We start from the raw sequence: 26,622 nt of genomic DNA, 5'->3' as shown, positions 1-26,622 counted from the left end.
CACCAGCGTCGCCGCAACCCGACTCGCGGCCTGGCTGGCGGGAAAGTCAGTCTGATCCCGCACCAGCTCTACATCGCCCATGAAGTGGGTCACCGCTACGCCCCGCGCGTATTGCTGGCAGACGAGGTGGGTCTGGGCAAGACCATCGAAGCAGGCATGATCATTCACCAGCAGTTGCTCTCCGGCCGCGCCCATCGGGTGCTGATCCTGCTGCCCGAAACGCTCCAGCACCAGTGGCTGGTCGAGATGCTGCGCCGTTTCAACCTGCACTTCTCCCTGTTTGACGAGGAGCGCTGCATCGAGGCGTTCGCCGATGCGGAGAACCCCTTCGAGACCGAACAGCTGGTGATCTGCAGCCTCGACTTCCTGCGCAAGAAGCGTCGTCGCTTCGAACAAGTGCTGGAAGCCGAGTGGGATCTGCTGGTTGTCGACGAAGCGCACCATCTGGAGTGGAGTGAGGAGGCCCCCAGCCGCGCCTACGAAATGGTGGAAGCGCTGGCCGAACAAGTACCGGGCGTGCTGCTGCTGACCGCGACCCCTGATCAGCTGGGCCACCAGAGTCACTTTGCTCGTCTGCGCCTGCTCGACCCGGAGCGTTTCTACGACTACGACGCCTTCCTCGCCGAGGAGCAGGCCTACGGTCAGGTCGCGAGCGCAGCCCAGGAGCTGCTGGATGGCGAGACCCTGAGCGATGAAGCTAAAAGAATCCTTGCCAGCCAGCTGGAAGGGCTGGACTTGAGCGATGCCGCCGCCCGTCAGCAGGCGGTCGCCAAGCTGCTGGATCAGCATGGCACCGGCCGGGTGCTGTTCCGTAACAGCCGCGCCAATATTCAGGGCTTCCCGGAGCGCCACCTCAACGTCTACCCCATGCCGCTGCCGGAGCAGTACAAGACCGCCATCAAGGTGATGGGGATGATGGGTGGCAATGGCGGCGATCTGCAGACCCGTGCCCTGCGCTACCTCTATCCCGAGAAGATCTTCCAGCAGTTCGAAGGCGACAACGCTACCTGGACCCAGTTCGACCCGCGCGTCGAATGGTTGCTGGAACTGCTGCTCTCCGCCCGTCAGCAGAAGGTGCTGGTGATCTGCTCCGAAGCAGCCACCGCCATCGCCCTGGAAGAGGCGCTGCGCACCCGTGAAGGGATCCGTGGCGCCGTGTTCCACGAAGGGATGTCGATCCTCGAGCGGGACAAGGCCTCCGCCTATTTCGCTCAAGCTGAGGGGGGCGCTCAGGTGCTGCTCTGCTCCGAGATCGGCTCAGAAGGTCGCAACTTCCAGTTTGCCAGCCATCTGGTGCTGTTCGATCTGCCACTCAACCCGGATCTGCTGGAACAGCGTATCGGCCGACTGGACCGTATCGGTCAGCAGAATACCGTCGAGATCCACGTCCCCTATCTGGAAGGGACTGCCCAGCGCGCCCTGCAACTCTGGTATCACGATGGTCTGGATGCATTCGAGCAGACCTGCCCGACGGCCCGCCCGGTGTTCGAAGCGGTACGTGACGAGCTGTTCGAGCTGCTGGCCGCCAACACCGGCGAGCAGGGCCCCCTCGACGCCCTGCTGGCCAAGACCCGCGAACTGCACGAGCCGCTCAAGGCCCGGCTGGAACAGGGTCGCGATCGCCTGCTGGAAATCCACTCCAGCGGTGGCACCGCCGCCCAGCAGTTGGTCGACAAGCTCGCCGCCGAAGATGACGACACCGGCATGATCTCCTTCGCCCTCAAGATGTTCGACGAGATCGGCGTCAACCAGGATGATCGCGGTGAAAATGCGCTGGTGCTGACTCCCGGGGATCACATGCTGGTGCCGAGCTTCCCGGGCCTGCCGCAAGACGGCATGACCATCACCTTCGATCGCAACACCGCCCTGTCGCGGGATGACATGGCGCTGCTCTCCTGGGATCACCCCATGATGCGCGGCGGTATCGACCTGATCCTGGGTTCCGAGATCGGTGCCACCTCGGTGGCACTGCTCAAGAACAAGGCGCTGCCGGTCGGCTCCATCCTGCTTGAGCTGATCTTCGTTGCCGAGTCCGCGGCTCATCCCCAGCTCTACCGTTTCATGCCGCCGACGCCGATCCGTCTGCTGATGGACAAGAACGGCCAGAATCTGGGAGAGAAGGTGGCATTCGATGCCTTCAACCGCCAGCTGACACCGATCAACCGCCACCTTGGCAGCAAGCTGGTTACCGCATCCCAGCCGGTGATCCACGGCCTGATTGGCAAGGGCGAGGTCATTGCCAACGAACTGAAAGCCGGGATTGTCGACAAGGCCCGTGCCCAGATGGCGCAGACCCTGCAACAGGATCTGGACAGGCTGGATGCGCTCAAGGCGGTCAACCCGAACGTGCGCGACAGCGAACTGGATTATCTGCGCAATTTGCAGGCAGAATTGCACCACCTGATCGACCAGACCCAACTCAAGCTGGATGCCATCCGCTTTATTGTGGTTACCCATAACTGATAAAACGGTGCAGGCATCATCTGGTTGCTAACGACCAGACCCAACTCAGGCTGGATGCCATGCACTTTTTATCGTGGTTACCCATAACTGATGGGGGCTTGCCCCCGCTTTGACCCAAGATGCGAGACGCTATGTTTGTATACTCCCCGCCCCTGGAACCCTGGCTCGATATCCTGTTCAAGGACAAGGACATCATGGTAGTCAACAAGCCCACTGGCCTGCTGAGCGTCCCCGGGCGCGGCCCCGAGAATGAAGACAGCGTGCTCCATCGGGTCAAGCAGCAGCACCCCAAAGCGGCGGCTGCCCATCGCCTCGACATGGCGACTACCGGCGTGCTGGTGATCCCGCTCACCCCCAACTCCCACCGGGAGCTGAGCCGGCAATTCCGAGAGCGTGAGACCGAGAAGCACTACCTCGCCTGGGTGTGGGGTGAACCGGTGCTGGATGCGGGTGAAGTGGATCTGCCGCTCTGCGTCGACTGGCCCAACCGGCCGAAGCAGAAGGTGGATTTTGAGGAGGGGCGTCATGCCCTCACCCTGTGGCAGAAACTGAAGGTGGAGAACGGCAACAGCCTGATCAAGCTGACCCCGATTACCGGTCGCTCCCATCAGTTGCGGGTACACATGCTGGAGCTGGGTCACCCCATCCTCGGCGACAACCTCTACGCCAACCCGGATGCGCTGGCGGCTGCACCGCACCTTTATCTTCATGCGGCCAGCCTGACCATCAGCCACCCCCGCAGCGGCGAGCGGATGACCTTCGAGGCACCGGCCCCTTTCCCGGTCTGAGCCTGACAGGTAACAGCCCAATAAAAAGAAAGCCCCCATCGAGAGATGGGGGCTTTTTTATCGCTCAGACGCGGATATCGATCTTGCTTCCGAGGGAAGCGCTGGCCGATGTCGGCGCAGCCGGAGCGGATTGCGCTGCTGTTTCCAGCAGTTTCAGTGCGGATTCGCCTTCCTGGGTCTGCTGCTTTTTGGCCAGGCTGGCCACCATCAGTGCAGAACCGAACGACGCATTTGCAGAACTAGAAATATCCATTGTGTACCTCCTGCCAAGAGACTATCGGCCGGGCCCGGTGAGACATGAGCCATATCGTTCAACGCAGATATGCCTTGTCCGGCGAGCGCCGGGCCAACCAGCGCTCTTCCATCTCCAGCAATGTCTGATAGGCCTTTTCAGCATGCTCCGGGCGACTGAACAGATATCCCTGCCCATACAGATGTATGTCGGTCAATGAGCGCAGCACATCGAGCTGCCCCTGGGTCTCGATCCCTTCACATACCAGTTTCTTGCCAAGCATGGAGCCCATACGGCAGATGTTGGCGACCAGTTCGGCCGCCTCGATAGAGGTGTCGATACCCTGAATGAAGGACCTGTCTATCTTCACCTTGCTCACCGGCAGCTTCTGCAGATAGCTGAGGGAGGAGTAGCCGGTGCCGAAGTCGTCAAGGGCCAGATGTACCCCCTGCTGGCTGAGATCCTGCATCAACTGCAGCGAGTTCTTGACCTCGCGCATGGTGGTGTCTTCCGTCACCTCCAGCACCAGGCTGGACGCGGGAATATGGTGCTCCATCAGCGCTCTGGCCACCAGCTTCAGCAGGTTGCGCTGGTACATGCCCGGGGAGATGTTCACGCACATCTGCAAGTCCACCAAACCCAGGTGCTGCCACTGATGCAGTTGCTCACATGCGGTATTCAATACCCAGCCACCCAGTTTCTCAGCCAGCTGAAACTCTTCCGCCACCTGGATCACCTCGTTGGGCGGGATAAAGCCAAGCTCGGGATGGCGCCAGCGCAGCAGCGCCTCCACGGCTTCACAGCGGCCACTTTCCAGATTGACGATGGGCTGGTAATAGAGCTCGAGCGCATTGTGCTCCAGTGCCATCACCATGTCGGACGCAAGATGCTTGCGCCTGGCCGTCTCGTTGAGCAGGGAACTGTCATAGATGACATAGGGAACATGGGTCTTGCGGCTGTGAGAGAGGGCCTGCTCCGCCCGGCTGAGCAACTCCTGGGTCTGGTTGCTGTCGGTCGGGAAGAAGGCGATACCGATACCAACCTCAAGCCGGAAAGGGTAGTTGTCGATGATGATGTCTTGCTTGATGGAGTGGAGTACTCTGGCCACGAGCTCCCTGACCTGGCGAAGATCGCTCCCCTCCCGTTGCAGCATGGCAAGCTGATCTCCCCCCAAACGCGCCACCCACTCCCCGTTTTCGCACAGGGCGCGCAGACGCTTTGCCACCTCTTGCAACAGGAGGTCCCCTGTGTTGTAGCCAAACTTGCTGTTGATATCACGAAAGTCGTTGATGTCGACCAGCACCAGTCCGAAGGAGGTGTCACGGGTGACATAGGCATCCATCTTTTCCAGCAGCGCCAGCCGGTTGGCGAGCCCGGTGAGGGGATCGATCCTAGCGGTCCTGAAATGGCGCCTGGCTTCTCGCACCAGCAGGCCGCTGAGCAGAATGACGGACACCACCAGCCCCGACACCATGAACAGCAGGGCATTGCGCAGCTGGCCAAAACGCGCGTCGTTGCCCGTATAGACGTTAATGTTGTTCTGCATGACGGAAGCAAGAGAGTAAGAGAGGGGTTCCTGCAAGGGCGCCAGTGTCATCATGACTTGCTGGTAATCCGGCGTCCCCGGTTTGAGCCTGACCAAATCAGGCTCCAGCTTGCGAATGCTGCTTTCGGTCAGTTTCACCAGCCGCAGCGTCTTCGGATTGTCCGCGAGGCTTTTTCTCAATTGGCCGCTCAGGAGGATGGGGGTACGACTCCAGAGAATGTCATAGCGGAGCAGCAGGGCTTCCTGGTCTATGCCGCCATAGTGGTAAATCTCGACGGCATTGAGAAAGCGGCCCAGCTCGAGCTGCAACTGCATCAATGCCCAGGAGACGTCATAGGTGTACTTCTCCATCACCCGGGTCGCATTTTGTATCTGCACCAGGCAATAGAGGGTGCTACCCGTGAACAACAGAATGGATAGATAAAGAACGCCGAGTAAGGGCCAGGCCCTGGTCTTCGCTTTCACCCAGTACTCCCGTAAACCACCGTTTTTACTGCTGAATGTCGATCGCACTCAGTTGCCAGATCATCATGTCGGTGAACTCGGAACGCCTGAGTTCGGGATGCTGATCCAGTGGCAGGATAAACCAGAGTGGCCCCTTGTCACGTACCCGCATGGTCATCCCGTCATCCTGCCAGGCCAGAATAGGATCGTATTGCTTGACCTTATCCCAGTTGATCCGGATCTGGAAACTGTTCAGGGCGGTGAGCGTGATGCTCTTGCCGTTGGCCTTCACCTCCGTCAGCACGTCCGCCAGTTTCGGCCCTACGTATTTGTGCGGTTTGTCCACCCAGGGATTGCTCGTCACCACCTCATGCTGCGGCAGCGCCTGGATCATGGCCATATCGAACAGCACCTCTCCATCTGCCGGGTCGGCAGGGTCCAGATTCCCCGTCACCTTGAGAATGACCGGCCCCTGCGGTGTCGCCTGCGCCATGCCCGGCAAGGCCAGGGAAAGGAGTAACGGGAGAAGCCCTAAGTATCGCATGTTCACCTCAGATCATTTCACTATCAACAACTTCAGCTTAGTAGCACTAAAAAAAACGGCCCGCAAAAGCGAGCCGTTTGATGACTTGACGGGATTACATCATACCCATACCGCCCATGCCACCCATATCAGGCATGGCAGGTGCATCTTTCTTCGGCAGCTCGGAGATCATGCACTCTGTGGTGATCATCAGGCCAGCGACGGACGAGGCGAACTGCAGGGCAGAACGGGTTACCTTGGTCGGGTCCAGGATACCCATGGCCAGCATGTCGCCGTACTGTTCGGTGTAGGCGTTGTAACCGTAGTTGCCTTCACCGTTCTTCACGGCATTGGCGATGACGGAGGCTTCTTCGCCGGCGTTAATGACGATTTGACGCAGCGGGGCTTCCATGGCGCGCAGGGCAACCTTGATACCGACGTTCTGGTCTTCGTTGTCACCACGCAGGGAGGCCAGCTTGGCAGCAACGCGCACCAGCGCTACACCACCACCGGCAACCACGCCTTCTTCCACGGCTGCGCGAGTGGCGTGCAGGGCATCGTCAACACGGGCTTTCTTCTCTTTCATTTCAACTTCAGTGGCAGCACCCACCTTGATCACGGCAACACCGCCGGCCAGCTTGGCCACGCGCTCTTGCAGCTTCTCACGGTCGTAATCGGAAGAGGTCTCTTCGATCTGCTGACGGATCTGGGCCACGCGGCTTTCGATCAGGGCAGCATCACCCACGCCATCGATGATGGTGGTGTTCTCTTTGGTGATGACGATGCGCTTTGCACGGCCCAGATCTTCCAGGGTCGCTTTTTCCAGCTCCATGCCCACTTCTTCGGAGATCACGGTACCACCGGTCAGGATGGCGATATCCTGCAGCATGGCCTTGCGGCGATCACCGAAGCCCGGCGCCTTGACGGCGGCCACTTTCACGATGCCACGCATGGTGTTGACCACCAGAGTCGCCAGCGCTTCGCCTTCCACGTCTTCGGCCACGATGATCAGCGGTTTGCCCGCCTTGGCCACACCTTCCAGCACCGGCAGCATTTCGCGGATGTTGGAGACTTTCTTGTCCACCAGCAGGATGAAAGGGTCATCCAGTTCGACGGAGCCGGTTTCCGGCTTGTTCACGAAGTAAGGGGAGAGGTAGCCGCGGTCGAACTGCATGCCTTCTACCACCGCCAGCTCGTCTTCCAAGCCCTGACCGTCTTCCACGGTGATGACGCCGTCACGGCCGACCTTGTCCATGGCTTCGGCAATCAGCTTGCCGACCTTCTCGTCGGAGTTGGCGGAGATGGTGCCTACCTGGGCGATGGCATTGTTGTCGGCACAGGGGGTGGACAGAGCTTGCAGCTCGGCAACGGCAGCCACAACGGCCTTGTCGATACCACGCTTCAGATCCATGGGATTCATGCCGGCGGCAACGGCCTTCAGGCCTTCGTTGACGATGGCTTGAGCCAGTACGGTGGCAGTGGTGGTACCGTCACCGGCGGCGTCATTGGCCTTGGAAGCGACTTCCTTGACCATCTGGGCACCCATGTTCTGGAACTTGTCTTCCAGTTCGATTTCACGGGCAACGGAGACGCCATCCTTGGTGATGGTCGGGGCGCCGAAGGACTTGTCCAGCACCACGTTGCGGCCTTTCGGTCCCAGGGTCACCTTGACGGCATCGGCCAGGATGTTGACGCCTTCCAGCATTTTGATGCGAGCTTCGTTGCCAAACTTAACTTCTTTAGCTGCCATGTTCTTCAATCCTTAAATCAATTCGGGAAAAGAGGGAGGGTGATTACTCTTCGACAATCGCCAGGATGTCGGTTTCGGACAGGATCAGTACGTCCTGGCCATCCAGCTTTTCGGTCTTCACGCCGTAGCCTTCGTTGAAGATCACCTTGTCACCCACCTTGACGGCCAGTGCTTTGACATCCCCATTGTCCAGAATTCGACCAGTCCCCACGGCAAGAACTTCACCACGGGTGGACTTCTGGGCCGCAGTGCCAGTCAAGACGATGCCGCCAGCGGATTTGGCTTCAGCTTCGATGCGCTTGATGATGACGCGGTCGTGCAGTGGACGAATTTTCATCGATAACTCTCCCAAAATGAGTCTCTGTGTTGCTTGAGGAATGGCCGCAATCGGCCAAATTTGTCATGCCCCTGATCTGGGGCAACAGGGCTAGCCCTTCAAGGGCAAATACAAAAAAAATATTTTCACGTACTATGAACACCTTCGATGGATCACCCATCCCCAATCAGGAAGGCGGATGGAGACGGCCAGCATTCAGGCCCAAAGCACCTAGAGACTCTGCCTTGAGCCGACCCAATCCCATGCTGACCGCCCCCATGACACCCATGCTGCTGCGCATGACGGGCCCCATGATCCTGGGCATCATCGCCATCCTGGCCTTCAACCTGGTCGATACCTTCTTCATCGGCATGCTGGGTACCCAGGCGCTAGCCGCCATCAGTTTCACCTTCCCGGTCACCTTTGTCGTCACCTCCCTGACCATGGGGTTGGGGGCTGGCCTGTGTGCCCTGCTCGGTCATGCCCTGGGGCAGGGTCGCCATGACGAGGCAGCCCGCATCACCACAGACTGTCTGTTCCTTGCCGTCATCCTGGTGAGTCTGCTCGCCGGGCTGGGGGCAATGACCATTACCCCTCTGTTCACCCTGCTGGGGGCCAGCGCCGAGCTCATCTCCCTCATCCACGACTACATGCTTATCTGGTATCTGACCGTCCCCATGCTGGTCGTGCCCATGGTCGGCAATGCAGCTATCCGGACCACGGGGGATACCAAGACCCCCAGTCTGGTGATGGGGGTCGCCGGTCTGGTCAACGGCGTGCTGGATCCTCTGCTCATCTTCGGGCCAGGCCCCTTCCCTGAGTGGGGCATTCGGGGAGCCGCCATCGCCACTTCCCTCTCCTGGCTGATGGCCATGCTGGTCAGCCTCTATATATTGCGCCACCGCGAGGGCCTGCTGCGCTGGCGCCTCTCTCCCCGCCCTCAGCTGCTGGCCCATTGGCGCGCCCTGCTCCATGTGGCGGTGCCCGCATCGTTTACCAACATGCTCAACCCACTGGCCAACGCCGTGTTGATGATCATTTTCGCCGGGCTGGGAACCGAGGTGGTCGCCGCCTACGGCGCGGCATCCCGGGTCGAGGCCTTGCTGCTCATCGTGATGATGGCGCTCTCCTCCGTGCTGGCCCCCTTCATCTCGCAGAACTGCGGCGCCGGGAATCCGGCCCGAGCCAAGGCCGCCCTGCTGCTCTGCATGCGCTTTGCCCTGATATTCCAGCTTGGGGTCTACGCGCTGACCTGGCTTCTCGCCCCCTTCATCGCCGATCTGTTCAGCGATCATCCGCAAGTGGTGCGCCTCATCGTGCTCTATCTGCATCTGGTCCCCATCGGCTACGGTTTTCAGGGCATGGTGATGCTGCTGGCCTCGGCCCTCAACGGCGTCAGGGCATCGGCGGTGTCACTGCTGATAAACGGCATCAGACTGTTTGTCTTCTTGCTGCCGGGGGCCTGGCTGGGGGCAAAACTGGGGGGAGAACAGGGGATCCATCTGGGGATGCTGCTGGCGAACCTGGCCGCCGGATTGCTGGCTTGGGGGTATGCCCGCCACAGATTCGAGCGGCTGTGCCATCAGGGGAAACCCTGACAGCACAGCTCGGGGCTCGCGATTACTCTTTGCGTTCGAACTCCCCTTCGATGGTGTTGCCACCCGCTCGCGGGGATTGTCCGGGCCTGTCATCGCCGGGACCCGGCTCGAACGGCTGCTGGCGAGCCTGGAAGCCCCCCATCTGCATCCTGAACTGATTGCTGCCAATCAGCTTGTCGGCCAGCATGTTGCGCAGCCAGGGCTGCAGCAGCAGGATGCCGACAATATCGCTCACAAATCCCGGGATAATCAGCAGCAAGCCCGCCAGCGCCAGCATCATGCCCCCCATCACCTCGCGGCCGGGCATCTCCCCCAGCTGCATCTTCTGCTGGGCAGTGAGCAGGGTCTTGATCCCCTCGCTGCGCACCAGCGACGATCCCAGCACGGCGGTCAGCACCAGCAAGCCAACGGTCGGCAAGGCCCCGATCACGGACCCCACCTTGATCATGACGGTGAGCTCCAGCAATACCAGCCCGACCAACAACAGTAACAACTTGCCCATAGCAACCTCGGAGCGATGAATGAATGGACCCGGGGTGTCCGGTCGGCAGCCGCACATCGCTGATGCTGACGCGCCGGGTTCAGGTCTTCTGACATTAAAATGGGGTTGCTTGATCATTTTTCAAGCCTCTCCTGCCGCAGGCCCCGGAATACGGATAAATATTTGTCCGCCCAACTGGGATTGAGGTGGTTGTTCTGTCAAAGTTAATCGCCCGATTGCAATATCTGTTTAATGACCACAAGAAATTTGAGGTTGCCTCAAATTTAGTGATCCAGGTCTAATACCGGATACCTCAATTGGGGTAACATCAACACCAGTCATTGCACAGGGAGCAACTGGCTCCCAACTGCCCCACCCGATGTGTGGTGCTTCAGGATGAAATGTGCGTAGGGAAATCGCGACCACTCGGTGAGGATCGTTTCCATTTATTTGATTTCTGAGGCATAACAATGAGCGACATCAAGAACGTCCGCATTGAAGAAGACCTGCTGGGCACCAAAGAAGTTTCCAACGACCTCTACTACGGCGTGCACACCCTGCGCGCTGTTGAAAACTTCAAGATCAGCACTCAGAAGATTTCTGACGTTCCCGAGTTTGTTCGTGGCATGGTCCTGACCAAGAAGGCGGCTGCACTGGCCAACGGTGAACTGGGCACCATCCGTCCCGAGATCGCAGACAAGATTGTCGAAGCCTGCGACCTGATGCTGAACACCGGCAAGTGCTTCGATCAGTTCCCGGTCGATGTCTATCAGGGCGGCGCCGGTACCTCCGTCAACATGAACACCAACGAAGTGCTGGCCAACATCGCCCTCGAGCTGATGGGACTTGAAAAGGGTCGCTACGACGTCATCAACCCCAACGATCACGTCAACAAGTGCCAGTCCACCAACGATGCCTACCCCACCGGTTTCCGCGTGGCCGTGGTCAACAGCACCGACACCACCCTGCACGCTCTGGAAGCCCTCATCGCCGCCTTCGATGTCAAAGCCAAGGAATTCAAACATATCCTGAAAATGGGCCGTACCCAGTTGCAGGACGCCGTGCCCATGACCCTGGGTCAGGAGTTCCACGCCTTCGCCGTCACCCTGCGTGAAGAGATCAAATCCATCAAGCGTTGCCAGGAGCTGCTGCTGGAAGTGAACCTGGGCGCCACCGCCATCGGTACCGGTCTGAACACTCCGCCCGAGTACTCCGGTCTTGCCATCAAGCGTCTGGCCGAGATCACCGGTCGTGCCTACGTGCCGGCAGAGGACCTCATCGAAGCGACCTCCGACTGCGGCGCCTATGTGATGCTGCACGGTGCGGTCAAGCGTCTGGCCATGAAGCTCTCCAAGATCTGTAATGACCTGCGTCTGCTCTCCTCCGGCCCGCGCACCGCGCTCAAAGAGATCAACCTGCCGGAAATGCAGGCTGGCTCCTCCATCATGCCGGCCAAGGTCAACCCGGTCATTCCGGAAGTGGTCAACCAGTCCTGCTTCAAGGTATTCGGCAACGACGTCACCATCACCTTCGCTGCCGAGGCCGGTCAGCTGCAGCTGAACGTCATGGAGCCGGTGATCGGTCAGGCCATGTTCGAATCCCTGAGCCTGATGGAAAAAGCCTGCATCTCCCTGCGCGAGAAGTGCGTGGAAGGCATCACCGCCAACCCGGACATCTGCATGAACCACGTGCTGAACTCCATCGGCATCGTGACCTACCTGAACCCCTTCATCGGTCACCATGAAGGCGACATCGTCGGCAAGATCTGTGCCCAGACCGGCAAGAACGTCCGCGAAGTCGTGCTGGAACGCGGCCTGCTGACCGCCGAACAGCTGGACGAGATCCTCTCCATCGAGAACCTGATGAACCCGCAATACAAAGCCAAGCGTTACACCCGCGAAGCCACCGTATAAGCGAGCAGATGGGCCGGGGTTATCCCGGCCCATTTAAAGTCAATTCCCGAGCGGTCTCTCCACAGCCCCATCGGGAATTGGCTTTTTAGCCTAATAAAACCTAAAAAAACTGGAAAATGGAGTGTTCGCTATGATTGGAATCGAGTTACTTGTCGTGCTCGCCGCTATCTATCTGGGGGCCCGGATAGGCAGCATCGGCATCGGCTTTGCCGGTGGTCTTGGGGTACTGGTACTGACCTGGGGGCTGGGCATGCCCATCCCGAGCGATCAGCTGGTGACCTATCTCCCGTGGGACGTGATCATGATCATCGCGTCCGTCATCTGCGCCATCGCCTGTATGCAGCTGGCCGGCGGGATGGATTATCTGGTGCACCTGGCCGAAAAAGCCCTGCGCAAGAATCCCAAGCACATCACCTTCGCCGCGCCGGTCGTCACCTACCTGATGACCATGCTGGCCGGTACCGGTCACACCGCCTTCTCCACCCTGCCGGTGATCGCCGAAGTGGCCAAGGAGCAGGGCATTCGCCCCTCCCGTCCGCTCTCCATCGCGGTCGTTGCCTCCCAGATTGCCATCACCGCCTCCCCCATCTCGGCGGCCGTGGTCGCCTTCTCCGGCATGCTGGAGCCGCTTGGCGTCGACTACCTGACCCTGCTGGCCATCTGCATCCCGTCCAGCTTCATCGCCTGTCTGCTGGGGGCCTTCATCGCCAACCTGCTGGGCAAGCCGCTGGATCAGGACGAAGTCTATCTGGAGCGCAAAGCCAAGGGACTCATCAAGCTGCGCGGTACCAGCCAGGTTGAGATCAAGCCTTATGCCAAGCTCTCCGTCGGCATCTTCGTCGCCTCCATCGTGGCCGTGATGGCCTATGCCACCGCCATCTCCGGCAATGTCGGCCTCATCAGCAATCCGCCGATCCCCCGCGATGGCGCCATCATGGGCATCATGCTCTCCGCCGCCACCCTGATGGTCCTGTTCTGCAAACTGGACGCGGCCCAGATCACCAACATGCCGACCTTCAAGTCCGGTATGTCCGCCTGTATCTGCGTGCTGGGCGTAGCCTGGCTGGGCAACGTCTTCGTGAAGGGCAACATGGTGGAGATCCAGGCGTTCGCCGGCGATCTGCTGAGCCAATACAGCTGGCTGCTGGCCGTGGTGCTGTTCTTCTCCTCCATGCTGCTCTACTCGCAAGGTGCCACCACCAAGGCCCTGATGCCTGCCGCCCTGGCACTGGGTGTCAGCCCGCTGGCGGCCATCGCCTCCTTCGCCGCCGTGAGCGCCCTGTTCGTGCTGCCGACCTACCCGACCCTGCTGGCCGCGGTCGAGATGGACGACACCGGATCCACCCGCATCGGCAAGGCCGTGTTCAACCACCCCTTCTTCATCCCGGGTGTGGCCACCATCGCCATGGCTGTGGCGCTCGGCTTCTTCTTCGGTGGTCTCATCCTCTGACCGGTGTACCACCCCATGCAAAACGGCCCGAACGGGCCGTTTTTTTATGCCAGGCCACCGCCGGGCTCCCATGAAAAAGCCGCTCCCGGGAGCGGCTTTCGTCATCCTGGCGGCATCCTCAGACCGTGGTCTGGCGGGTACCGAAATAGTCAGCCAGGAAGTCGTCGAACGACAGACTGTCACTGCGTTCCCGCTCCCGCTGCTTGGCCAGGGAGTCCCGCGCCTCGCCGGCAAAGTAGGCCTCGTCCCAGTATTGCAGCTCGCCGGCCAGCATCTCTTCCCGGTAGCGGCTCGCCAGCGCATCGCCGAAGCAGCCGTTGTCCTGGCCGCTTGAAAGCAACTGCTTGAGCAGGCGGGCGGAGTAGGTCTGCTCGGGGTCGAGCAGCTTCTCACGGTGCATCGCCAGCGTCTCGCGATAGCGGTTGCGACCGCAGCAGCGATCCAGCAGTGCTGCGACCTCGGCCAGCTCGTCGAACAGCTTGAGGCCGTACTCCTTGAGGCCGATGGCATTGCCCTGCTCATCTTCAAGCGTCAGGCCGGGGCGACGCCCCTCCAGCACCACCTTGTTCTGGTTGCGGCGGTTGCGGGCAACCTCGTCATCCGAGAGCACGGGGGACGGGCGCAACAGGCACCAGACCAGGAAGAGATCGAAGAAGCGGATTTGATCTACCTCGATACCGAACGGGGTGAAAGGATTGACGTCCACCGTGCGCAGCTCGATGTATTCGATGCCGCGCTGCTCCAGCGCATCCGAGGGCTTCTCGCCGCTGCGGGGGGTACGCTTGGGGCGGATCGGCGCGTAGAGCTCGTTCTCCAGTTGCAGCACGTTGTCGTTGAGCTGGCGGTACTCGCCGTTCACCTTGACCCCTATCCTGGCGAAGTCGGGATCATGGGTATTGATGGCCCGGCGCAGGCTGCTCACATAGGCGGGCAGGCTGTCATGACTGATCTTGAGCCCCGCCTGGGCGCTGTTGGTGTAACCGAGATCGGACAGGCGCAGAGCCGTGGCATAGGGCAGGTAAAGAGTGCCCTTGCCGGCCTTCTGGAACGGCAGGCTGCTCTTGCGCCCCTTGAGGAAGGAGTCGCAGATGGCCGGAGACGCGCCGAACAGATAGGGCACCAGCCAGCCGAAGCGGTAGACGTTGCGAATAAGCCCCATGTACTTGTCGGAGATGAATCGCTGGCTGCAGCAGCCCTCTCCCACCAGATCCTGCCACTCGCACCAGAAGCTGTCCGGCATGGAGAAGTTGAAGTGCACCCCGGCGATCACCTGCATCAGGCTGCCGTAGCGGTTCTTCAGCCCCTGGCGATAGAGGGTCTTCATCCGCCCGATGTTGGAACTGCCGTACTGGGCCAGGCGGATGCTCTCCTCGTCACCGACGAAGCAGGGCATGGAGAGGGGCCAGATCCGCTCCTCTCCCAGATGATGAATGGTGTGGCGGTGAATGTCGCCGAGCTGCTCGATCAGGCTCTCGATGGAGTCGGTGGCCGGCGTGATGAACTCCAGCAGGCTCTCGGAGTAATCGGTAGTGATGTTGGCATGGGTCAGGGCCGACCCCAGGCTTCTGGGGTGATCGGTCTGGGCCAGGGTCCCTTCGGGGGTGATGCGCAGACATTCGCGCTCGATCCCGCGCCGGATCCCCTTGAGGGCGGTCACCCGTTCCGGGGTGCCCAGCGCAGCCAGCAACTCGGTGAGCGACAAGCTAGTAGTAGTCATATTCACGGCTCATGTGTGGCCGCCCCACCCGGGGCGGCACTTATTGTTGCGACGCCCCTCAGGGCAGTTGCAGTGGATAGATGGGAAGATGAAGCTCGCTCAGGGGTTTTTCAAGCTTTTGCTTGTCTCCCACCACCACAATCACCATCTCGGCCGGATCCAGCCAGCGGGCTGCACTGGCCTTCAGCGTCTCGGGTGACACCGTTTTGATCAGGTTGTTCTGGGCCTGCACATAGTCCGGCTTCAGGTCGTACATGATCATCTGCAGCAGGAAGCCAGCCTTCTGCCCCAGGGTCTCGTAGGAGAGCGCATCCTGCTGGGAGACGGCGCTGCGCATGTAGGCCAGCTCCACCGGGGTCGGCCCGCTCTTGCGGTAGCCGTCCATCTCCTTGAGGAACTGGCGGATGGCATCCACGGTCGCATCGGTGCGCACATTGGCGCCGGTCGCGAAGATACCCGCCTCGCGGTTGGCCTGGAAGCCCGAGCTGGCACCATAGGTGTAGCCCTTGTCTTCCCGCAGGTTGAGGTTGATGCGGCTGTTGAAGTTGCCACCCAGGTTGAAGTTCATCAGGTTGGCGATGAAATAGTCTCCCGTGGTGTCAAACGGCATGGCGCGACGGCCGATACGGATCACCGACTGGGGGGCCCCCGGCTTGTCCACCAGATAGATGCCTGGCTTGGCCTGCTCTCCCCCGGGCTTGAGATCCCCCAGGGTCGGGGCGGTTCCCTGCCACTGGGTCAGGAAGGCGAGACCGGATTCCACCTGCTGGGCGGTCACATCACCTGTCACCACCACCTTGGCATTGGCCGGATTGTAATAGGCCTCATAGAAGCGCTTCACATCCGCCAGGGTCAGCTTCTCCACGTCCGCCAGCACCCCGTCAGAGGGTTGGCCGAGGCGGTTCTGCTTGCCATAGACCAGTTCGCGGAACGCCTGACCCGCCAGCCACTCGGGTTGCTGCTCGCTCTGTTTCATGCCTTGCAGCATCTGGGTCTTGAGCCGCTCGAAGTCCGCTTCCCGCAGGCCGGGTTGCAGCAGCACTTCCCGCACCAGCGCCAGGGTTTCGGGCAGCTTGTCCGCCAGACTGCTGATGGTGATGAGGTTGTTGTACTGGGCGCTGGAGACACTGATGCTGGCGCCGAGTTTTTGCAGCTCGTCGCTCAGCTCGGCTTCGGAGAGGCGCGTCGTCCCCTGCTCCAGCATGGCGGCGGTGAGGCTGGCCAGCCCAAGCTCTCCCTTGCCTTCGGCCCGGATGCCACCCGGCAGGGCGATCATGATGGAGACGGCCGGGATCTCGTCGCTGTGGGTGCCGATGATCTCGATCCCCTTGTCGAGCTTGCCACGCCAGATGGCGGGCACCTTGACGCTCACCGCATCGGCCGCCTTGGGCTGCACGCTGCGATCGAAGTCATCTTTCACCGGCCGCTCGGCCAGCACCTTGTCATGCTTGCTGTAATCCGGCAGCTCCCGCTTGGCGGGAGTGAAATTGGGCTTGGCGGCCTGCCAGTCGCTCTTGCCCTTGGGCACCACGCTCAGCACCACGGCAGGCTTGTTCTGGATGAACTTGTCGTAGGCAGCCTTGACGTCAGACCCCTTGACCCGGGCGATGGCATCCAGATTCTTGAACACATAGTCGGGATCCCGGGCCAGCACCTGCCCCATGGCAAGCTGGCTTACCTTGCCCTCGATGCTGTCGAGTCCCCAGATGGCGGACGCGCGATAGCTGCTGATGGCCTTCTCCAGATCCGCAGGCTTGATGCCGCGCTGGGCGAACTCGCCGATCACCTTGTCCACCTCGCCCTTGAGGGTCTTGAGGCTGCCATCCGCCGCCGGATTGGGGTAGGCATAGACCGTCAGGGTGCAGGCCAGCTCTTCGCAGGAGTGGGAGGCACCCGCCTCGATGGCCTTGCCGGTTTTCACCAGGGACTGGTAGAGCATGGAGCTGGCAGAGCCCCCCAGCACATCGGCAAAGATGTCCAGCGCCGGCTCCTGCGGGTCACCCAGGGAGACGGTCGGGTAGCTGATATACAGGAGCGGCAGATGCACCTTGTCTTCCAGCGTCACGTAGCGGGTTGCCGGCAGGGTGGCAGGCTGGGGCGTCGGTTCTGCCACATCCGGACCGCGCGGGATGGAACCGAAGTACTGCTCAATCCAGGCCAGCGCCTGCTTGGTATCAAAGTCGCCGCCCAGGGTCAGGGTCGCGTTGTTGGGACCATACCAGCGCAGGAAGAACTGCTTGAGGTCGTTGACGTCGACCCGGTCGAGATCCTCCACATAACCGATGGGTTGCCAGGAGTAGGGGTGGGTACGCGGATAGAGTGCCTCCCCCACCCGCTCGCCCACCAGGCCATAAGGCTGGTTGTCGATGCGCTGGGCCCGTTCGTTCTTGACGGTGGCGCGCTGGATCTCGAACTTCTTCTGGCTCACCGCATCGAGCAGGAAGCCCATGCGATCCGCCTCCAGCCAGAGCACCTTCTCCAGCTGGTTGGCCGGCACGGTTTCGTAGTAGTTGGTGCGGTCCTTGTTGGTGGTGCCGTTCATGTCACCGCCCGCCTCGTTGATGATCCGCATGTGTTCCTGATCACCAACGTGCTTGGAGCCCTGGAACATCATGTGCTCGAAGAAGTGGGCAAAGCCCGACTTGCCCACGGTTTCCCGGGAGGAGCCGACGTGATAGGTGACGTCCAGATGCACCAGGGGATCGGAGTGGTCGGGGGCCAGGATCACGGTCAAACCGTTGTCCAGCTTGTACATCTGGTAGGGAATGCCGAGCTTGCCCTCTTGTTTGACCTGCTCGGACACCAGGGTCGGGGCCGCCAGCACGGGAAGGGAGAAGCCCAGCAGCATGCTTAATGGAATGAGTTTGTTCACGGGTACCTCGTGAGTGACAAAAGGGCTAGAAGATCTGACTGGCCAGCAGAAACACCAGGGCATAACGAAGCAATTTGCCGAGCCCGATCAAGATGAGGGAGCGCCAGAAGGAGAGGCGCAGCCAACCAGCCAGCAGACAGAGACCATCGCCGACCACAGGCGTCCAGGCAAGCAGCAGACACCAGTGGCCATGACGTTTGAGCCAACCAAGGGCTTTTTGTTCCCCACGGCCTTGAAAATCTTCCGGTTTTTTCTTGTGGGTGGCGAGCCAGCCGAGCCACCAGGTGGTCATGGAACCCAGGGTATTGCCCAGCGTCGCCCAGAAAAGCAGGCTGGTCATGCTCCACTCCCCCTTGACCGCCATGGCGCCCAGCAGCACTTCCGAGCTGCCGGGCAGCAGGGTGGCGGAGGTGAAGGCGCTCAGAAACAGCCCTCCCAGCCCCATCCCGGTGAAGTCTATCATCCGGGCTGACCGTCTGCGGCGGACATGCGCAGCAACAGCTTGCCGCGCACATGGCCCTGCTCGATGGCCTGATGGGCCAGCGCCCCTTCTGCCAGCGTGTATTCACCGGAGACGGTGATCTTCACCTCCCCCTGGCGAAGCAGCGTCAGCATCTGGGTCAGCTGCGTTCGATCGGGATGGACCAGCATGCCGACAACCTCGACGCCAAGCTCGGCCCCCGCGTCCTTGATCTGCTGGGCCGTGATGGTGGGGACCGTCACCAGACGGCCACCCGGCTTGACGCAGGCCAGCGCCGCCTTGCCGCTCTCGCCCCCCACCAGATCCAGCACCAGATCGAACGGACCATCGGTGATCGCCTCGGTGCACCACCCGGCCTGGTGGTAATCCACCATCCGGCTCGCCCCGAGACTATGAAGGAAGCTGTGATTGTCGCCGCTTGCCGTGGCAACCACGTGGGCACCATAGGCGGCGGCAAACTGCACCGCCAGGTGGCCGACGCCACCGGCACCGGCCAGGATCAGTACCCGTTGCCCCGACTGCAGGCCACCGTGCTCCAGCAGCCCCTGCCAGGCGGTGAGACCCGCCAGCGGTAGGGCCGCTCCCTGCCTGAGGCTCACCCCATCGAGCTTGACCAGCTCCTCCTCGCGGGCCACCACGGATTCGGCATATGCACCGGCGGCGAGGGGGAAGCCCACCATGCCGCACACCAGTTCCCCCTCGGCCAGGGAGGTCACGCCGGGCCCCACCTTTTCCACCACACCGGCCACGTCATAACCCGGCGTCCAGGGCAGGTTGTCCTTGTTCTGGGCCGCCGCCCAGCCGAGACCGGCCCGGGTCTTGGCATCGATGGGGTTGACCCCCGCAAAGCAGATGCGCACCCGGACCTCTCCCTCCGCGGGCACCTTGTCCAGGGAAGGGTTGAGCCTGAGTACCGAGGGGTCGCCGAATGCGGTAATCTGTAGCTGCGTCATTGCACAATCCATCCTGTTGATTGATCAAGGGTCAACAGAATAACAGCGAGGACACCATGGCTCGAATGTTTCTTATTCCTCTGTTGCTGGCCCTGGGGTGGTGGGCGTTTCTGCTCTACTTCCGCATTCCGCTCAAACAGGGGGCAAAGGGCTTTTACTGGATCATCGGCATCGGCGGCGGGCTTGCCGCCTTCCTCTGCCTGATGATGGTGCTCACTCACTAGGGTTCGGGGACAAGGGGGAAGAAGAGAAGATGCTGCAGGGACTGAACCATCTCACGCTGGCAACCGGCGATCTCGACAGCAGCGTTGCCTTTTATGTCGACTTGCTGGGATGTCGCCCCAGGGTGAGATGGGCACGGGGAGCCTATCTCACCCTCGGCGATCTCTGGCTCTGTCTCTCCTGCGATCCCCCCCAACCGGCCAGAGATTACAGCCATGTCGCGTTTGGCATCTCGCCTGAACAGTTTCCGCCCTTCTGCGCCCGTCTGCGCGCGGCGGGCGTCGTGGAGTGGAAGAAGAACAGCAGCGAAGGGGATTCACTCTATCTGCTGGATCCCGACGGGCACCGACTGGAAATCCATGCAGGCAACCTGGATAGCCGCCTCGCCTCTCTCAGACAGCAACCCTATGAGGGTCTTATCTGGTTCGACTGAGCCGGATTCACCCCTGCTCGGCACGAAGATGGTAGTGACGATTGCTGCCCTGCCCCAGCACGCCCTGCGCCAGCAGATGCTGGAACACCCGGTCCACCTCCTCCAGAGACAGTGACAATGCCTCTGCCACCTTGCGTTTGCTGCATTTGAGCTCGCCGCTCTCCAGCGCGTCGCGCACCTGGGCGACCACGGCTGGCTCGGGCATGGGTCTGCTGATGGCTGGCGGCTCCGGGGTCGGCGCTGCGACCCGGGCCTCGGCTTGCGCCTTCTCCCGTTGCCACATCCATTGACGGCGGAAGCGGTTCTCCTCACCAATCAGGCTGACGAAAAAGGCACCAAATGCATCGAGCAGGATAGACAGGAAGCAGACCAGCAGGAACTGCACCTGACCGATGCTCATGCCGACCCCGTCCGCCAGACTGCTCATCAGCCCCAGCATGGAGGACTGCTCCCCCAGCGGCTTGGCGTCCCGCTCCTGGCGCAGCTCGTCCTGACGCAGCCTGAGCTTGGTGTTGGCCTGCTGCAGACCGCTGACGCCGCTCGAGATACGCGCCATCTCGATGTATTTGCGGGCCGCCTCTTCGTTGAGCTGGATCTGCCGCTCTATGCTGGCTATCTGCTCGTCGAAACGGGCTATCTCCCGCTCGTGACGCGCCTGCTGGCTCAGGATGGTGTTGGTGGCGCTGTTGATGCCGCCGATACTGCCCCCGATGGAGATGGCGGCCAGCACGCTGTAGAACAGCAGCGACCAGAAGGCGCCGCCCAGATCCCGCCTCGCCTTGCACTCGCCGTACTCGTACCAGACGTAGAACTTGCCCAGCTCGAAGATGATGGCCAGCCCGCCGAACAGCCACTTCATCAGGGGGTTTTCGTCGATGGAGAGAAACAGCAGCAGGGAGAAGACGATGGAAGCCAGAATGGCCAGCCCGGTAAAACTGTAGACAGTCGTGAGGGCGAACCATCCCTTGGGGTAACGCAATGCGGTGCAAGCCTGAGTAGTCATGATGAAACGGGAAACATCTGCAGGAAAAGTTGGCTGCCGATTATAGTCGCCACTCCCCCGGAGAGAAGGGCAAATCCCCGAATTCCCGCCGATGGACGATCAGCTGCCCAGAGTGCGACCAAAACGTGCAAATCCGCAGCAGAAAAACACTACAATCGACCCCGTACCTGAAGAACATCTGCGGTTATGCTCGGGTTAAGCCCGCCGCATTACACTCATTTCCACCGAACACGACTCGAGGACATCATGAACAGAACGACGGCTTTGTTGCTCTCTCTTTTTCTGATCACTGGTAGCGCCCTGGCACAGGACGAAGGGAGCCAGACCTTCTCCGTGGATGCGCTGACCTTCAATCTGGACTGGAATGACACGCAGTTTGACTGGTCCCAGAGCAACTGCTTCGATCTCGGGAGCGGTGACACGGCCGCCGCCGACTGCAAGAGGATCAACCTCAATCTGGAGGATGAGACGCAGCGCAACCAGCCCCCCAGCACCAATCAGATCAGCACGCAACCGGATCAATGATCCCCCTGACAGGAGCCTTGATGCGATGACCCACATGACCATGACTTCCCGCGGCGCACTGCTGCTCTCCCTGCTTCTGGTTCAGGGAATGGCCTTTGCTGCCCCCCCTTCCAAACACGATGACGACATCCGGATCTCCACCGACCAGGGCCGGGTAAGCCTGGATTGGGACGACAAGGAGTACGAGTGGTGGCAGCACAACTGCCTGGATGTCAGCACCCGGACCAGCCGCATCCAGCTCAACTGCGACAACATGGATGGCAAATACCGCGACCATTACAACCGCAGCATTCACAGTGGCAACAACCCGGGTCAGGGCCATGACAAGCCCAGGAACAAGCACGGCGGCAACGGCCACCAAAAACACTGACCAGCATGCCCATGGACATGGTTGAGGGGCCTGTGGCCCCTGGAGTCATGTCCCCTACCAGTAGTTTTCCATGCTGATATTGCCGGGAGCGCGACGCAGGTTCTTGGCAAGCCCCAGCCCGAGCAGGGTCTGCTGAGTCTCTTTCACCATGGCGGGGTTGCCGCAGATCATCACTTGGCTCAACTCGGGGGAGAAGTTCAGCCCCACCCTCGCCTGCAAGCTGCCATCGACGATGGCTGCCGGGATGCGCCCTGCCATCGCCTCCGGCCAGGTCTCACGACTGACGAAGGGAACATAGCGAAAACGCTCGCCATGCTGCTCGGCAAAACTGGCGATAAGCGGCTGATAGCTGAGCTCTTCCCCTTTTCTCACCCCATGTACCAGCACCAGATGCTCGAATCGGTCGAAGACCTGTCCTTCTGCCAGCATGGCGAGGAAGGGGCCGATGGCGGTGCCGGTTGAGAGCAGCCAGAGATCCCGTCCCGGGGGAATCTCATCCAAGGTCAGAAAACCGGTGGCCTGGGACTGCACCAGCAGGCCGTCGCCCACCTGCAGGGAACCGAGAGAGGGGCTCAGTTCACCGCCGGGGATCTCCACCAGATAGAATTCGTGATAGGGCGTGCCGGGAGGATTGACGAAGGAATAGGCACGCTGGACTCGACGCTCGCCCTGCTCCAGGGCCAGCTTGGTGAATTGACCCGCCTTGTAGGGGGCAAGTTCCGCCTCCACACGCAGGGAGAGCAGGGTGGGTGTCCACTCGATGCGCTCGATGACCCGACCTTCGACCCAGGCAGCCATAAAGGTTCTCCTCCAGAGGAACAGACCTTCACTTTACCCCTTGATCTGAAAATAAAAAACCCGCGCATGTGCGCGGGTTTTTCTGCAAGAGCGGAACGCTATTACAGAGCAACAACCTGGATTTGTACGGTTGCTTTGACGTCAGCGTGCAGCTGAACAACAACTTCGTACTCACCGGTGTTACGCAGAACGTTGCCCATGCGGACTTCGCTCTTGGCAACGGCTACGCCGGCAGCAGTGATGGCTTCAGCCACGTCACGGGTACCGATGGAACCGAACAGCTTGCCTTCGTCGCCAGACTTGGAGGCGATGACAACGGCAGCCAGCTCACCCAGCTTGGCAGCGCGCTCTTCGGCAGCAGCCTTGTTGGCAGCCAGTTTGGCTTCCAGCTCAGCGCGACGAGCACCGAAGGCTTCGATGTTGGCCTTGGTGGCCATAACAGCTTTGCCTTGCGGGATCAGGTAGTTACGGGCATAACCAGCTTTTACGGAAACTTGGTCACCCAGACCGCCCAGTTTGGCGATCTTATCGAGCAGGATAACTTGCATTACCTTTCCTCTATAAATTTCGTTGAGTTAGGCGTAAGCGCCGGGCCGATTCTTACTTGTTGTGCAGATCGGTGTACGGCAGCAGAGCCAGGTAACGAGCACGCTTGATGGCGCGTGCCAGCTGACGCTGATACTTGGCGCGGGTACCGGTGATACGGCTCGGTACGATCTTGCCAGATTCAGTGACGTAGTTTTTCAGAGTAACGATATCTTTGTAGTCGATCTCGGTAACGTTCTCGGCGGTGAAGCGGCAGAACTTACGACGACGGAAATAACGTGCCATGGCCTTTATCCTCTAATGCGGTGATCTAAGAATTACTCTTCGGAAGACGCTTCAACAGCATCTTCGCGACGCTCGTCGTCACGACGGGTGAAGCGCTCTTCCTTGGCCTTGGCCATCGGAGAAACTTCAGTCACGGCGTGCTTGGTGCGCATGATCATGTTGCGGATAACGGCATCGTTGAAGCGGAAGTTGGTTTCCAGCTCATCGATAACGGCCTGTTCAGCTTCTACGTTCATCAGAACGTAGTGAGCCTTGTGCAGCTTGTCGATCGGGTAAGCCAGTTGACGACGGCCCCAATCTTCCAGGCGATGAATGGTGCCACCAGCGGTGGTGATAGCGCCGGTGTAACGCTCGATCATGCCAGGTACTTGCTCGCTCTGGTCCGGATGAACCATGAAGACGATTTCGTAATGACGCATTTTAGCTCCTTACGGATTAATTCAGCCTCCGCCCAGGTGCAGCCAGACCTCGGAGGCAAGGAACATAGTGATGTTTAGACGCTGCTTTCTAGGGCGGCGTATTGTACGAAATCACCTCTCCCACTGCAACTGGCGAAGCGAGATGTTTTTCTCGATGAGCCCGATACAAAACTTTAATTGATAACAGTTATCATTTAGATCCATACTCTCCTCATATCCCCACGGAGGATGACAGTATGCAACCTGCGCTCACCACGGCCATCCCGGCCCGCAAATTCAAGCTGACCCTGCTCGGCCCCGCCTTCATCGCCGCCATCGGTTATATCGACCCGGGCAATTTTGCGACCAACATCCAGGCCGGCTCCACCTTCGGCTATCAACTGCTGTGGGTAGTGGTGTGGGCCAATCTGATGGCCATGCTGGTGCAGACCCTCTCGGCCAAGCTCGGTATCGTCACTGGCAAGAACCTGGCGGAACACATTCGTGATCGTCTGCCCAGGCCCGCAGTCTGGGCCTATTGGGTGCAGGCCGAGATCATCGCCATGGCCACCGATCTCGCCGAGTTCATCGGCGCTGCGGTCGGCTTCAAGCTGCTGCTCGGCATCACCCTGCTGGAAGGGGCCTGCATCACCGCCGTGGTCACCTGGGGGATCCTGATGCTGCAATCCCGCGGCCAGAAGCCGCTGGAGTTCGTGGTGGGGGGCCTGCTGCTGTTCGTGGCCGCCGCCTACATCGTCGAGCTGGTGTTCTCGCGCCCCCATCTGCCGAGTCTGCTGGAAGGGGCACTCTTCCCCGGTCTCCCCAATGGTGATGCTGTCTATCTTGCCGCCGGCGTGCTTGGTGCCACCGTGATGCCCCATGTCATCTATCTCCACTCGGCCCTGACCCAGCACACCCAGGAGCAGGGCACGGTGACCCAGCGACTGCACAGCACCCGGATCGACGTGACCATCGCCATGACCATCGCCGGCTTCGTCAACCTGGCCATGATGGCCATGGCGGCGGCCGCCTTCCACAGCTCCGGCAACCAGCAGGTGGCCGAGCTGGAAACGGCCTACCAGACCCTCACGCCCCTGCTGGGCCCGGCAGCCGCCACCCTGTTCGGCCTCTCCCTGGTCGCCTCCGGCATCTCCTCCACCCTGGTGGGAACGCTGGCGGGACAAGTGGTGATGCAGGGCTTCGTGCGCTTCACCATTCCGCTCTGGCTGCGCCGAGCCATCACCATGGCCCCCGCCTTCGTGGTGATCGCCATGGGCCTCAACACCACTGAAATCCTGGTGTTGAGCCAGGTAGTGCTGAGCTTCGGCATCGCCCTCGCTCTCATTCCGCTGCTGATCCTGACCGGTGATCGCGCCCTGATGGGGGCACATCGCAATCACCCCGTCACCCAGGCCGTGGGGCGCCTCATCGTCGCCCTGGTGATCGGCCTCAATGCCTATCTGCTGGTCACCACCCTCTAACGCCATCTTGAGGCTCATTGACCCGGGTTGATGAGCCTCTTCGCACTTTCGCGTATGCTGCTCCTTTCCCTTCTCATCATCTCGTTGCGGGAGCCCTGCCATGGAACATACCCGAGCCAGCTTCGTACTGGGCCACCATCAGGAACAGGCCAGCGTCGTCTGTTGCAAACAGGGGGATCCGACCCTGCTGGTCACCGACCTCACCCCCTTTCATCCCCAGAGCCACCTCTGGCCCGATCAACCCGGTGACGTGGGCACAGTGCGCTGGGAAGAGGGGGAAGCGGCCGTGGGCCCCTGCCGCATGGGCGCCATCAGTCCCGAGGGCGAGCTGTTCGTGGATACGGAGATTCCGGTCAAGCGGGGGGCGGATGGGTGGGCTTTCGTGGTGGTGCATCCCCTCGCCGGTTCCCATCACCTTGCCATTGGCTCGCCTGTGGAACTGACAGTGGATGCCGAGGCTCGCCATGCCCTGAGCCTGGGCCACAGCGCCTGCCACCTGGTGGCACTGGCCCTCAATCGGGCGCTCACGCCCTATTGGCGAAAGGAGACAAGCGAGCTGGACGCTCTCGGGCAGCCGGATTTCGATCGCCTCGCCATCCAGCACTCCCGGGTCGAGCCCAGAGGATCAAAGGAGCAGTACCGGATCGGCAAGAGCCTTCGGAAAAAGGGAATCAACAGCGAGGCATTGCTGGCCGACCTCGACAGGATAGCGCTCCAGGTCAACGAGCAGCTGATGCGCTGGCTCAAAGAGGGAGGCGAGATCCGCCGCAGCCGGGCCGGTGATGCCATCATCGATTCCCGCTACTGGCATGGCATGGTGGACGGTCGGGAGATCACCATTCCCTGTGGCGGCACCCATGTGAGCAGTCTGACCGAGTTGGGCCAGGTTCAGGTGACGCTGGCCTCCAGTGAAGAGGGATTTACCCTCACCACCCGGGTCACTCCCTGAACCACCCCAGCCCTCCTGATGCCGCACCGCCCTGACCGGGGCGGTGCCCCGACAGAGAGGCCCGCAGGCAGATCAGCGCGGCGGT

26 protein-coding genes (1 of these 26 only partly in view) are annotated in these 26,622 nt (G+C 60.8%); 11 read left to right on the top strand and 15 right to left on the bottom strand.

Going from position 1 to position 26,622, the window contains the following annotated elements; all coding sequences use genetic code 11:
• Nucleotides 1-2,463: the 3' portion of an RNA polymerase-associated protein RapA gene (rapA, locus tag I6L36_RS16255; protein WP_109112878.1), read on the top strand. The gene continues 405 nt to the left of window position 1, outside the view; the window shows 2,463 of its 2,868 coding nt (coding positions 406-2,868); its start codon lies beyond the left edge, outside the window; its stop codon occupies nucleotides 2,461-2,463.
• Between the two features lie 131 nt (nucleotides 2,464-2,594).
• The gene (rluA, locus tag I6L36_RS16250) at nucleotides 2,595-3,251 is read left to right on the top strand and encodes a bifunctional tRNA pseudouridine(32) synthase/23S rRNA pseudouridine(746) synthase RluA (protein WP_109112877.1); all 657 of its coding nucleotides are present in this window, start codon (nucleotides 2,595-2,597) and stop codon (nucleotides 3,249-3,251) included.
• 64 nt (nucleotides 3,252-3,315) lie between these two features.
• On the opposite strand, the gene I6L36_RS16245 is transcribed toward rluA, so the two are convergent.
• The 5 genes from I6L36_RS16245 to I6L36_RS16225 form a co-directional block, all read right to left on the bottom strand.
• On the bottom strand, nucleotides 3,316-3,504 hold the full coding sequence (locus I6L36_RS16245; protein WP_010673139.1) for a hypothetical protein: 189 nt from the start codon (nucleotides 3,502-3,504) through the stop codon (nucleotides 3,316-3,318).
• Nucleotides 3,505-3,562: 58 nt separating this feature from the next.
• A complete protein-coding gene (locus tag I6L36_RS16240) occupies nucleotides 3,563-5,494 on the bottom strand; it encodes a bifunctional diguanylate cyclase/phosphodiesterase (RefSeq protein ID WP_029313817.1) in 1,932 nt (643 codons plus the stop codon).
• A gap of 25 nt (nucleotides 5,495-5,519) precedes the next feature.
• On the bottom strand, nucleotides 5,520-6,017 hold the full coding sequence (locus I6L36_RS16235) for a molybdopterin-binding oxidoreductase (protein WP_029313815.1): 498 nt from the start codon (nucleotides 6,015-6,017) through the stop codon (nucleotides 5,520-5,522).
• Between the two features lie 94 nt (nucleotides 6,018-6,111).
• A complete protein-coding gene (gene groL, locus I6L36_RS16230; protein ID WP_042864436.1) occupies nucleotides 6,112-7,746 on the bottom strand; it encodes a chaperonin GroEL in 1,635 nt (544 codons plus the stop codon).
• Between the two features lie 43 nt (nucleotides 7,747-7,789).
• Nucleotides 7,790-8,083, bottom strand: a complete 294-nt coding sequence (locus I6L36_RS16225; protein ID WP_005309514.1) for a co-chaperone GroES — start codon at nucleotides 8,081-8,083, stop codon at nucleotides 7,790-7,792.
• A 242-nt stretch (nucleotides 8,084-8,325) separates the two neighbouring features.
• Between I6L36_RS16225 and I6L36_RS16220 the strand changes: the two genes are divergently transcribed.
• Nucleotides 8,326-9,660 carry an MATE family efflux transporter gene (locus I6L36_RS16220; protein WP_254203475.1) on the top strand — a complete coding sequence of 445 codons (1,335 nt, stop codon included), beginning with the start codon at nucleotides 8,326-8,328 and terminating at the stop codon, nucleotides 9,658-9,660.
• Between the two features lie 22 nt (nucleotides 9,661-9,682).
• On the opposite strand, the gene I6L36_RS16215 is transcribed toward I6L36_RS16220, so the two are convergent.
• A complete protein-coding gene (locus tag I6L36_RS16215) occupies nucleotides 9,683-10,162 on the bottom strand; it encodes an FxsA family protein (protein ID WP_045523285.1) in 480 nt (159 codons plus the stop codon).
• Nucleotides 10,163-10,611: 449 nt separating this feature from the next.
• Here I6L36_RS16215 and aspA point away from each other — a divergent pair, with 449 nt between their 5' ends.
• Nucleotides 10,612-12,054, top strand: a complete 1,443-nt coding sequence (aspA, locus tag I6L36_RS16210) for an aspartate ammonia-lyase (protein ID WP_010673133.1) — start codon at nucleotides 10,612-10,614, stop codon at nucleotides 12,052-12,054.
• A gap of 130 nt (nucleotides 12,055-12,184) precedes the next feature.
• On the top strand, nucleotides 12,185-13,504 hold the full coding sequence (locus I6L36_RS16205) for an anaerobic C4-dicarboxylate transporter (RefSeq protein ID WP_010673132.1): 1,320 nt from the start codon (nucleotides 12,185-12,187) through the stop codon (nucleotides 13,502-13,504).
• 118 nt (nucleotides 13,505-13,622) lie between these two features.
• Here I6L36_RS16205 and gshA read toward each other — a convergent pair whose 3' ends face one another.
• From gshA to I6L36_RS16185, 4 genes are read right to left on the bottom strand one after another with little or no spacing between them, the layout of a single operon-like run.
• Nucleotides 13,623-15,221 carry a glutamate--cysteine ligase gene (gene gshA / locus I6L36_RS16200; protein ID WP_109111792.1) on the bottom strand — a complete coding sequence of 533 codons (1,599 nt, stop codon included), beginning with the start codon at nucleotides 15,219-15,221 and terminating at the stop codon, nucleotides 13,623-13,625.
• Between the two features lie 58 nt (nucleotides 15,222-15,279).
• Complete coding sequence (locus I6L36_RS16195; RefSeq protein WP_109111793.1) at nucleotides 15,280-18,093, bottom strand: pitrilysin family protein; 2,814 nt, start codon at nucleotides 18,091-18,093, stop codon at nucleotides 15,280-15,282.
• A 25-nt stretch (nucleotides 18,094-18,118) separates the two neighbouring features.
• Nucleotides 18,119-18,556 (bottom strand): YqaA family protein, encoded by a 438-nt coding sequence (locus tag I6L36_RS16190; protein WP_029313803.1) that lies wholly within the window; start codon nucleotides 18,554-18,556, stop codon nucleotides 18,119-18,121.
• Nucleotides 18,553-19,527, bottom strand: coding sequence for an NADP-dependent oxidoreductase (locus I6L36_RS16185; RefSeq protein ID WP_069784680.1), 975 nt, complete (start codon nucleotides 19,525-19,527; stop codon nucleotides 18,553-18,555). Before I6L36_RS16185 ends, I6L36_RS16190 begins: the two co-directional genes overlap by 4 nt.
• A gap of 56 nt (nucleotides 19,528-19,583) precedes the next feature.
• On the opposite strand from I6L36_RS16185, the gene I6L36_RS16180 reads away from it, so the two are divergent.
• Nucleotides 19,584-19,751: a hypothetical protein gene (locus tag I6L36_RS16180; RefSeq protein ID WP_162540495.1), complete on the top strand. Its 168-nt coding sequence runs from the start codon at nucleotides 19,584-19,586 to the stop codon at nucleotides 19,749-19,751.
• Between the two features lie 29 nt (nucleotides 19,752-19,780).
• A complete protein-coding gene (fos, locus tag I6L36_RS16175) occupies nucleotides 19,781-20,182 on the top strand; it encodes a fosfomycin resistance glutathione transferase (RefSeq protein ID WP_109111794.1) in 402 nt (133 codons plus the stop codon).
• Between the two features lie 7 nt (nucleotides 20,183-20,189).
• Here fos and I6L36_RS16170 read toward each other — a convergent pair whose 3' ends face one another.
• Nucleotides 20,190-21,185 carry a Preprotein translocase subunit SecY gene (locus I6L36_RS16170; protein WP_109111795.1) on the bottom strand — a complete coding sequence of 332 codons (996 nt, stop codon included), beginning with the start codon at nucleotides 21,183-21,185 and terminating at the stop codon, nucleotides 20,190-20,192.
• Nucleotides 21,186-21,431: 246 nt separating this feature from the next.
• Between I6L36_RS16170 and I6L36_RS16165 the strand changes: the two genes are divergently transcribed.
• Both I6L36_RS16165 and I6L36_RS16160 read left to right on the top strand, forming a co-directional pair.
• Nucleotides 21,432-21,710: a hypothetical protein gene (locus I6L36_RS16165; RefSeq protein ID WP_050485177.1), complete on the top strand. Its 279-nt coding sequence runs from the start codon at nucleotides 21,432-21,434 to the stop codon at nucleotides 21,708-21,710.
• A 25-nt stretch (nucleotides 21,711-21,735) separates the two neighbouring features.
• Nucleotides 21,736-22,080: a hypothetical protein gene (locus I6L36_RS16160; protein ID WP_010673122.1), complete on the top strand. Its 345-nt coding sequence runs from the start codon at nucleotides 21,736-21,738 to the stop codon at nucleotides 22,078-22,080.
• A gap of 54 nt (nucleotides 22,081-22,134) precedes the next feature.
• On the opposite strand, the gene I6L36_RS16155 is transcribed toward I6L36_RS16160, so the two are convergent.
• From I6L36_RS16155 to rpsF, 4 genes are all read right to left on the bottom strand, one after another.
• Entirely contained in the window at nucleotides 22,135-22,878 is a 744-nt protein-coding gene (locus I6L36_RS16155; RefSeq protein ID WP_052814586.1) for a ferredoxin--NADP reductase, read from the bottom strand.
• Nucleotides 22,879-22,979: 101 nt separating this feature from the next.
• Complete coding sequence (rplI, locus tag I6L36_RS16150) at nucleotides 22,980-23,426, bottom strand: 50S ribosomal protein L9 (RefSeq protein ID WP_010673120.1); 447 nt, start codon at nucleotides 23,424-23,426, stop codon at nucleotides 22,980-22,982.
• A 52-nt stretch (nucleotides 23,427-23,478) separates the two neighbouring features.
• A complete protein-coding gene (rpsR, locus tag I6L36_RS16145; RefSeq protein WP_005313392.1) occupies nucleotides 23,479-23,709 on the bottom strand; it encodes a 30S ribosomal protein S18 in 231 nt (76 codons plus the stop codon).
• A gap of 32 nt (nucleotides 23,710-23,741) precedes the next feature.
• Nucleotides 23,742-24,128 (bottom strand): 30S ribosomal protein S6, encoded by a 387-nt coding sequence (gene rpsF / locus I6L36_RS16140; protein ID WP_005331771.1) that lies wholly within the window; start codon nucleotides 24,126-24,128, stop codon nucleotides 23,742-23,744.
• Between the two features lie 236 nt (nucleotides 24,129-24,364).
• Here rpsF and I6L36_RS16135 point away from each other — a divergent pair, with 236 nt between their 5' ends.
• Together I6L36_RS16135 and I6L36_RS16130 are read left to right on the top strand one after the other, a co-directional pair.
• Nucleotides 24,365-25,588 carry an Nramp family divalent metal transporter gene (locus I6L36_RS16135; protein ID WP_109111796.1) on the top strand — a complete coding sequence of 408 codons (1,224 nt, stop codon included), beginning with the start codon at nucleotides 24,365-24,367 and terminating at the stop codon, nucleotides 25,586-25,588.
• 100 nt (nucleotides 25,589-25,688) lie between these two features.
• Complete coding sequence (locus I6L36_RS16130) at nucleotides 25,689-26,537, top strand: hypothetical protein (protein WP_109111797.1); 849 nt, start codon at nucleotides 25,689-25,691, stop codon at nucleotides 26,535-26,537.
• The last annotated feature ends 85 nt before the right edge of the window (nucleotides 26,538-26,622 follow it).

It is taken from the genome of Aeromonas sp. FDAARGOS 1406, assembly GCF_019048565.1.
In the GTDB taxonomy this organism is placed as follows: Bacteria; Pseudomonadota; Gammaproteobacteria; order Enterobacterales; family Aeromonadaceae; genus Aeromonas; species Aeromonas caviae.
Note: the sequence above shows the minus strand (reverse complement) of the source record. Positions and strands in the feature narration are given on the sequence as shown.

Excerpts from the sequence above, each read along its gene's own strand:
- I6L36_RS16135 (WP_109111796.1), top strand. The coding sequence starts at position 24,365 with ATGCAACCTGCGCTCACCACGGCCATCCCGGCCCGCAAATTCAAGCTG.
- I6L36_RS16165 (WP_050485177.1), top strand. The coding sequence starts at position 21,432 with ATGAACAGAACGACGGCTTTGTTGCTCTCTCTTTTTCTGATCACTGGT.
- I6L36_RS16190 (WP_029313803.1), bottom strand. The coding sequence starts at position 18,556 with ATGATAGACTTCACCGGGATGGGGCTGGGAGGGCTGTTTCTGAGCGCC.
- I6L36_RS16235 (WP_029313815.1), bottom strand. The coding sequence starts at position 6,017 with ATGCGATACTTAGGGCTTCTCCCGTTACTCCTTTCCCTGGCCTTGCCG.
- rluA (WP_109112877.1), top strand. The coding sequence starts at position 2,595 with ATGTTTGTATACTCCCCGCCCCTGGAACCCTGGCTCGATATCCTGTTC.
- rplI (WP_010673120.1), bottom strand. The coding sequence starts at position 23,426 with ATGCAAGTTATCCTGCTCGATAAGATCGCCAAACTGGGCGGTCTGGGT.
- I6L36_RS16245 (WP_010673139.1), bottom strand. The coding sequence starts at position 3,504 with ATGGATATTTCTAGTTCTGCAAATGCGTCGTTCGGTTCTGCACTGATG.
- gshA (WP_109111792.1), bottom strand. The coding sequence starts at position 15,221 with ATGACTACTACTAGCTTGTCGCTCACCGAGTTGCTGGCTGCGCTGGGC.
- I6L36_RS16225 (WP_005309514.1), bottom strand. The coding sequence starts at position 8,083 with ATGAAAATTCGTCCACTGCACGACCGCGTCATCATCAAGCGCATCGAA.
- I6L36_RS16205 (WP_010673132.1), top strand. The coding sequence starts at position 12,185 with ATGATTGGAATCGAGTTACTTGTCGTGCTCGCCGCTATCTATCTGGGG.
- fos (WP_109111794.1), top strand. The coding sequence starts at position 19,781 with ATGCTGCAGGGACTGAACCATCTCACGCTGGCAACCGGCGATCTCGAC.
- aspA (WP_010673133.1), top strand. The coding sequence starts at position 10,612 with ATGAGCGACATCAAGAACGTCCGCATTGAAGAAGACCTGCTGGGCACC.
- I6L36_RS16215 (WP_045523285.1), bottom strand. The coding sequence starts at position 10,162 with ATGGGCAAGTTGTTACTGTTGTTGGTCGGGCTGGTATTGCTGGAGCTC.
- rpsF (WP_005331771.1), bottom strand. The coding sequence starts at position 24,128 with ATGCGTCATTACGAAATCGTCTTCATGGTTCATCCGGACCAGAGCGAG.
- I6L36_RS16220 (WP_254203475.1), top strand. The coding sequence starts at position 8,326 with ATGCTGACCGCCCCCATGACACCCATGCTGCTGCGCATGACGGGCCCC.
- I6L36_RS16130 (WP_109111797.1), top strand. The coding sequence starts at position 25,689 with ATGGAACATACCCGAGCCAGCTTCGTACTGGGCCACCATCAGGAACAG.
- I6L36_RS16155 (WP_052814586.1), bottom strand. The coding sequence starts at position 22,878 with ATGGCTGCCTGGGTCGAAGGTCGGGTCATCGAGCGCATCGAGTGGACA.
- I6L36_RS16160 (WP_010673122.1), top strand. The coding sequence starts at position 21,736 with ATGACCCACATGACCATGACTTCCCGCGGCGCACTGCTGCTCTCCCTG.
- groL (WP_042864436.1), bottom strand. The coding sequence starts at position 7,746 with ATGGCAGCTAAAGAAGTTAAGTTTGGCAACGAAGCTCGCATCAAAATG.
- I6L36_RS16185 (WP_069784680.1), bottom strand. The coding sequence starts at position 19,527 with ATGACGCAGCTACAGATTACCGCATTCGGCGACCCCTCGGTACTCAGG.
- I6L36_RS16170 (WP_109111795.1), bottom strand. The coding sequence starts at position 21,185 with ATGACTACTCAGGCTTGCACCGCATTGCGTTACCCCAAGGGATGGTTC.
- I6L36_RS16180 (WP_162540495.1), top strand. The coding sequence starts at position 19,584 with ATGGCTCGAATGTTTCTTATTCCTCTGTTGCTGGCCCTGGGGTGGTGG.
- rpsR (WP_005313392.1), bottom strand. The coding sequence starts at position 23,709 with ATGGCACGTTATTTCCGTCGTCGTAAGTTCTGCCGCTTCACCGCCGAG.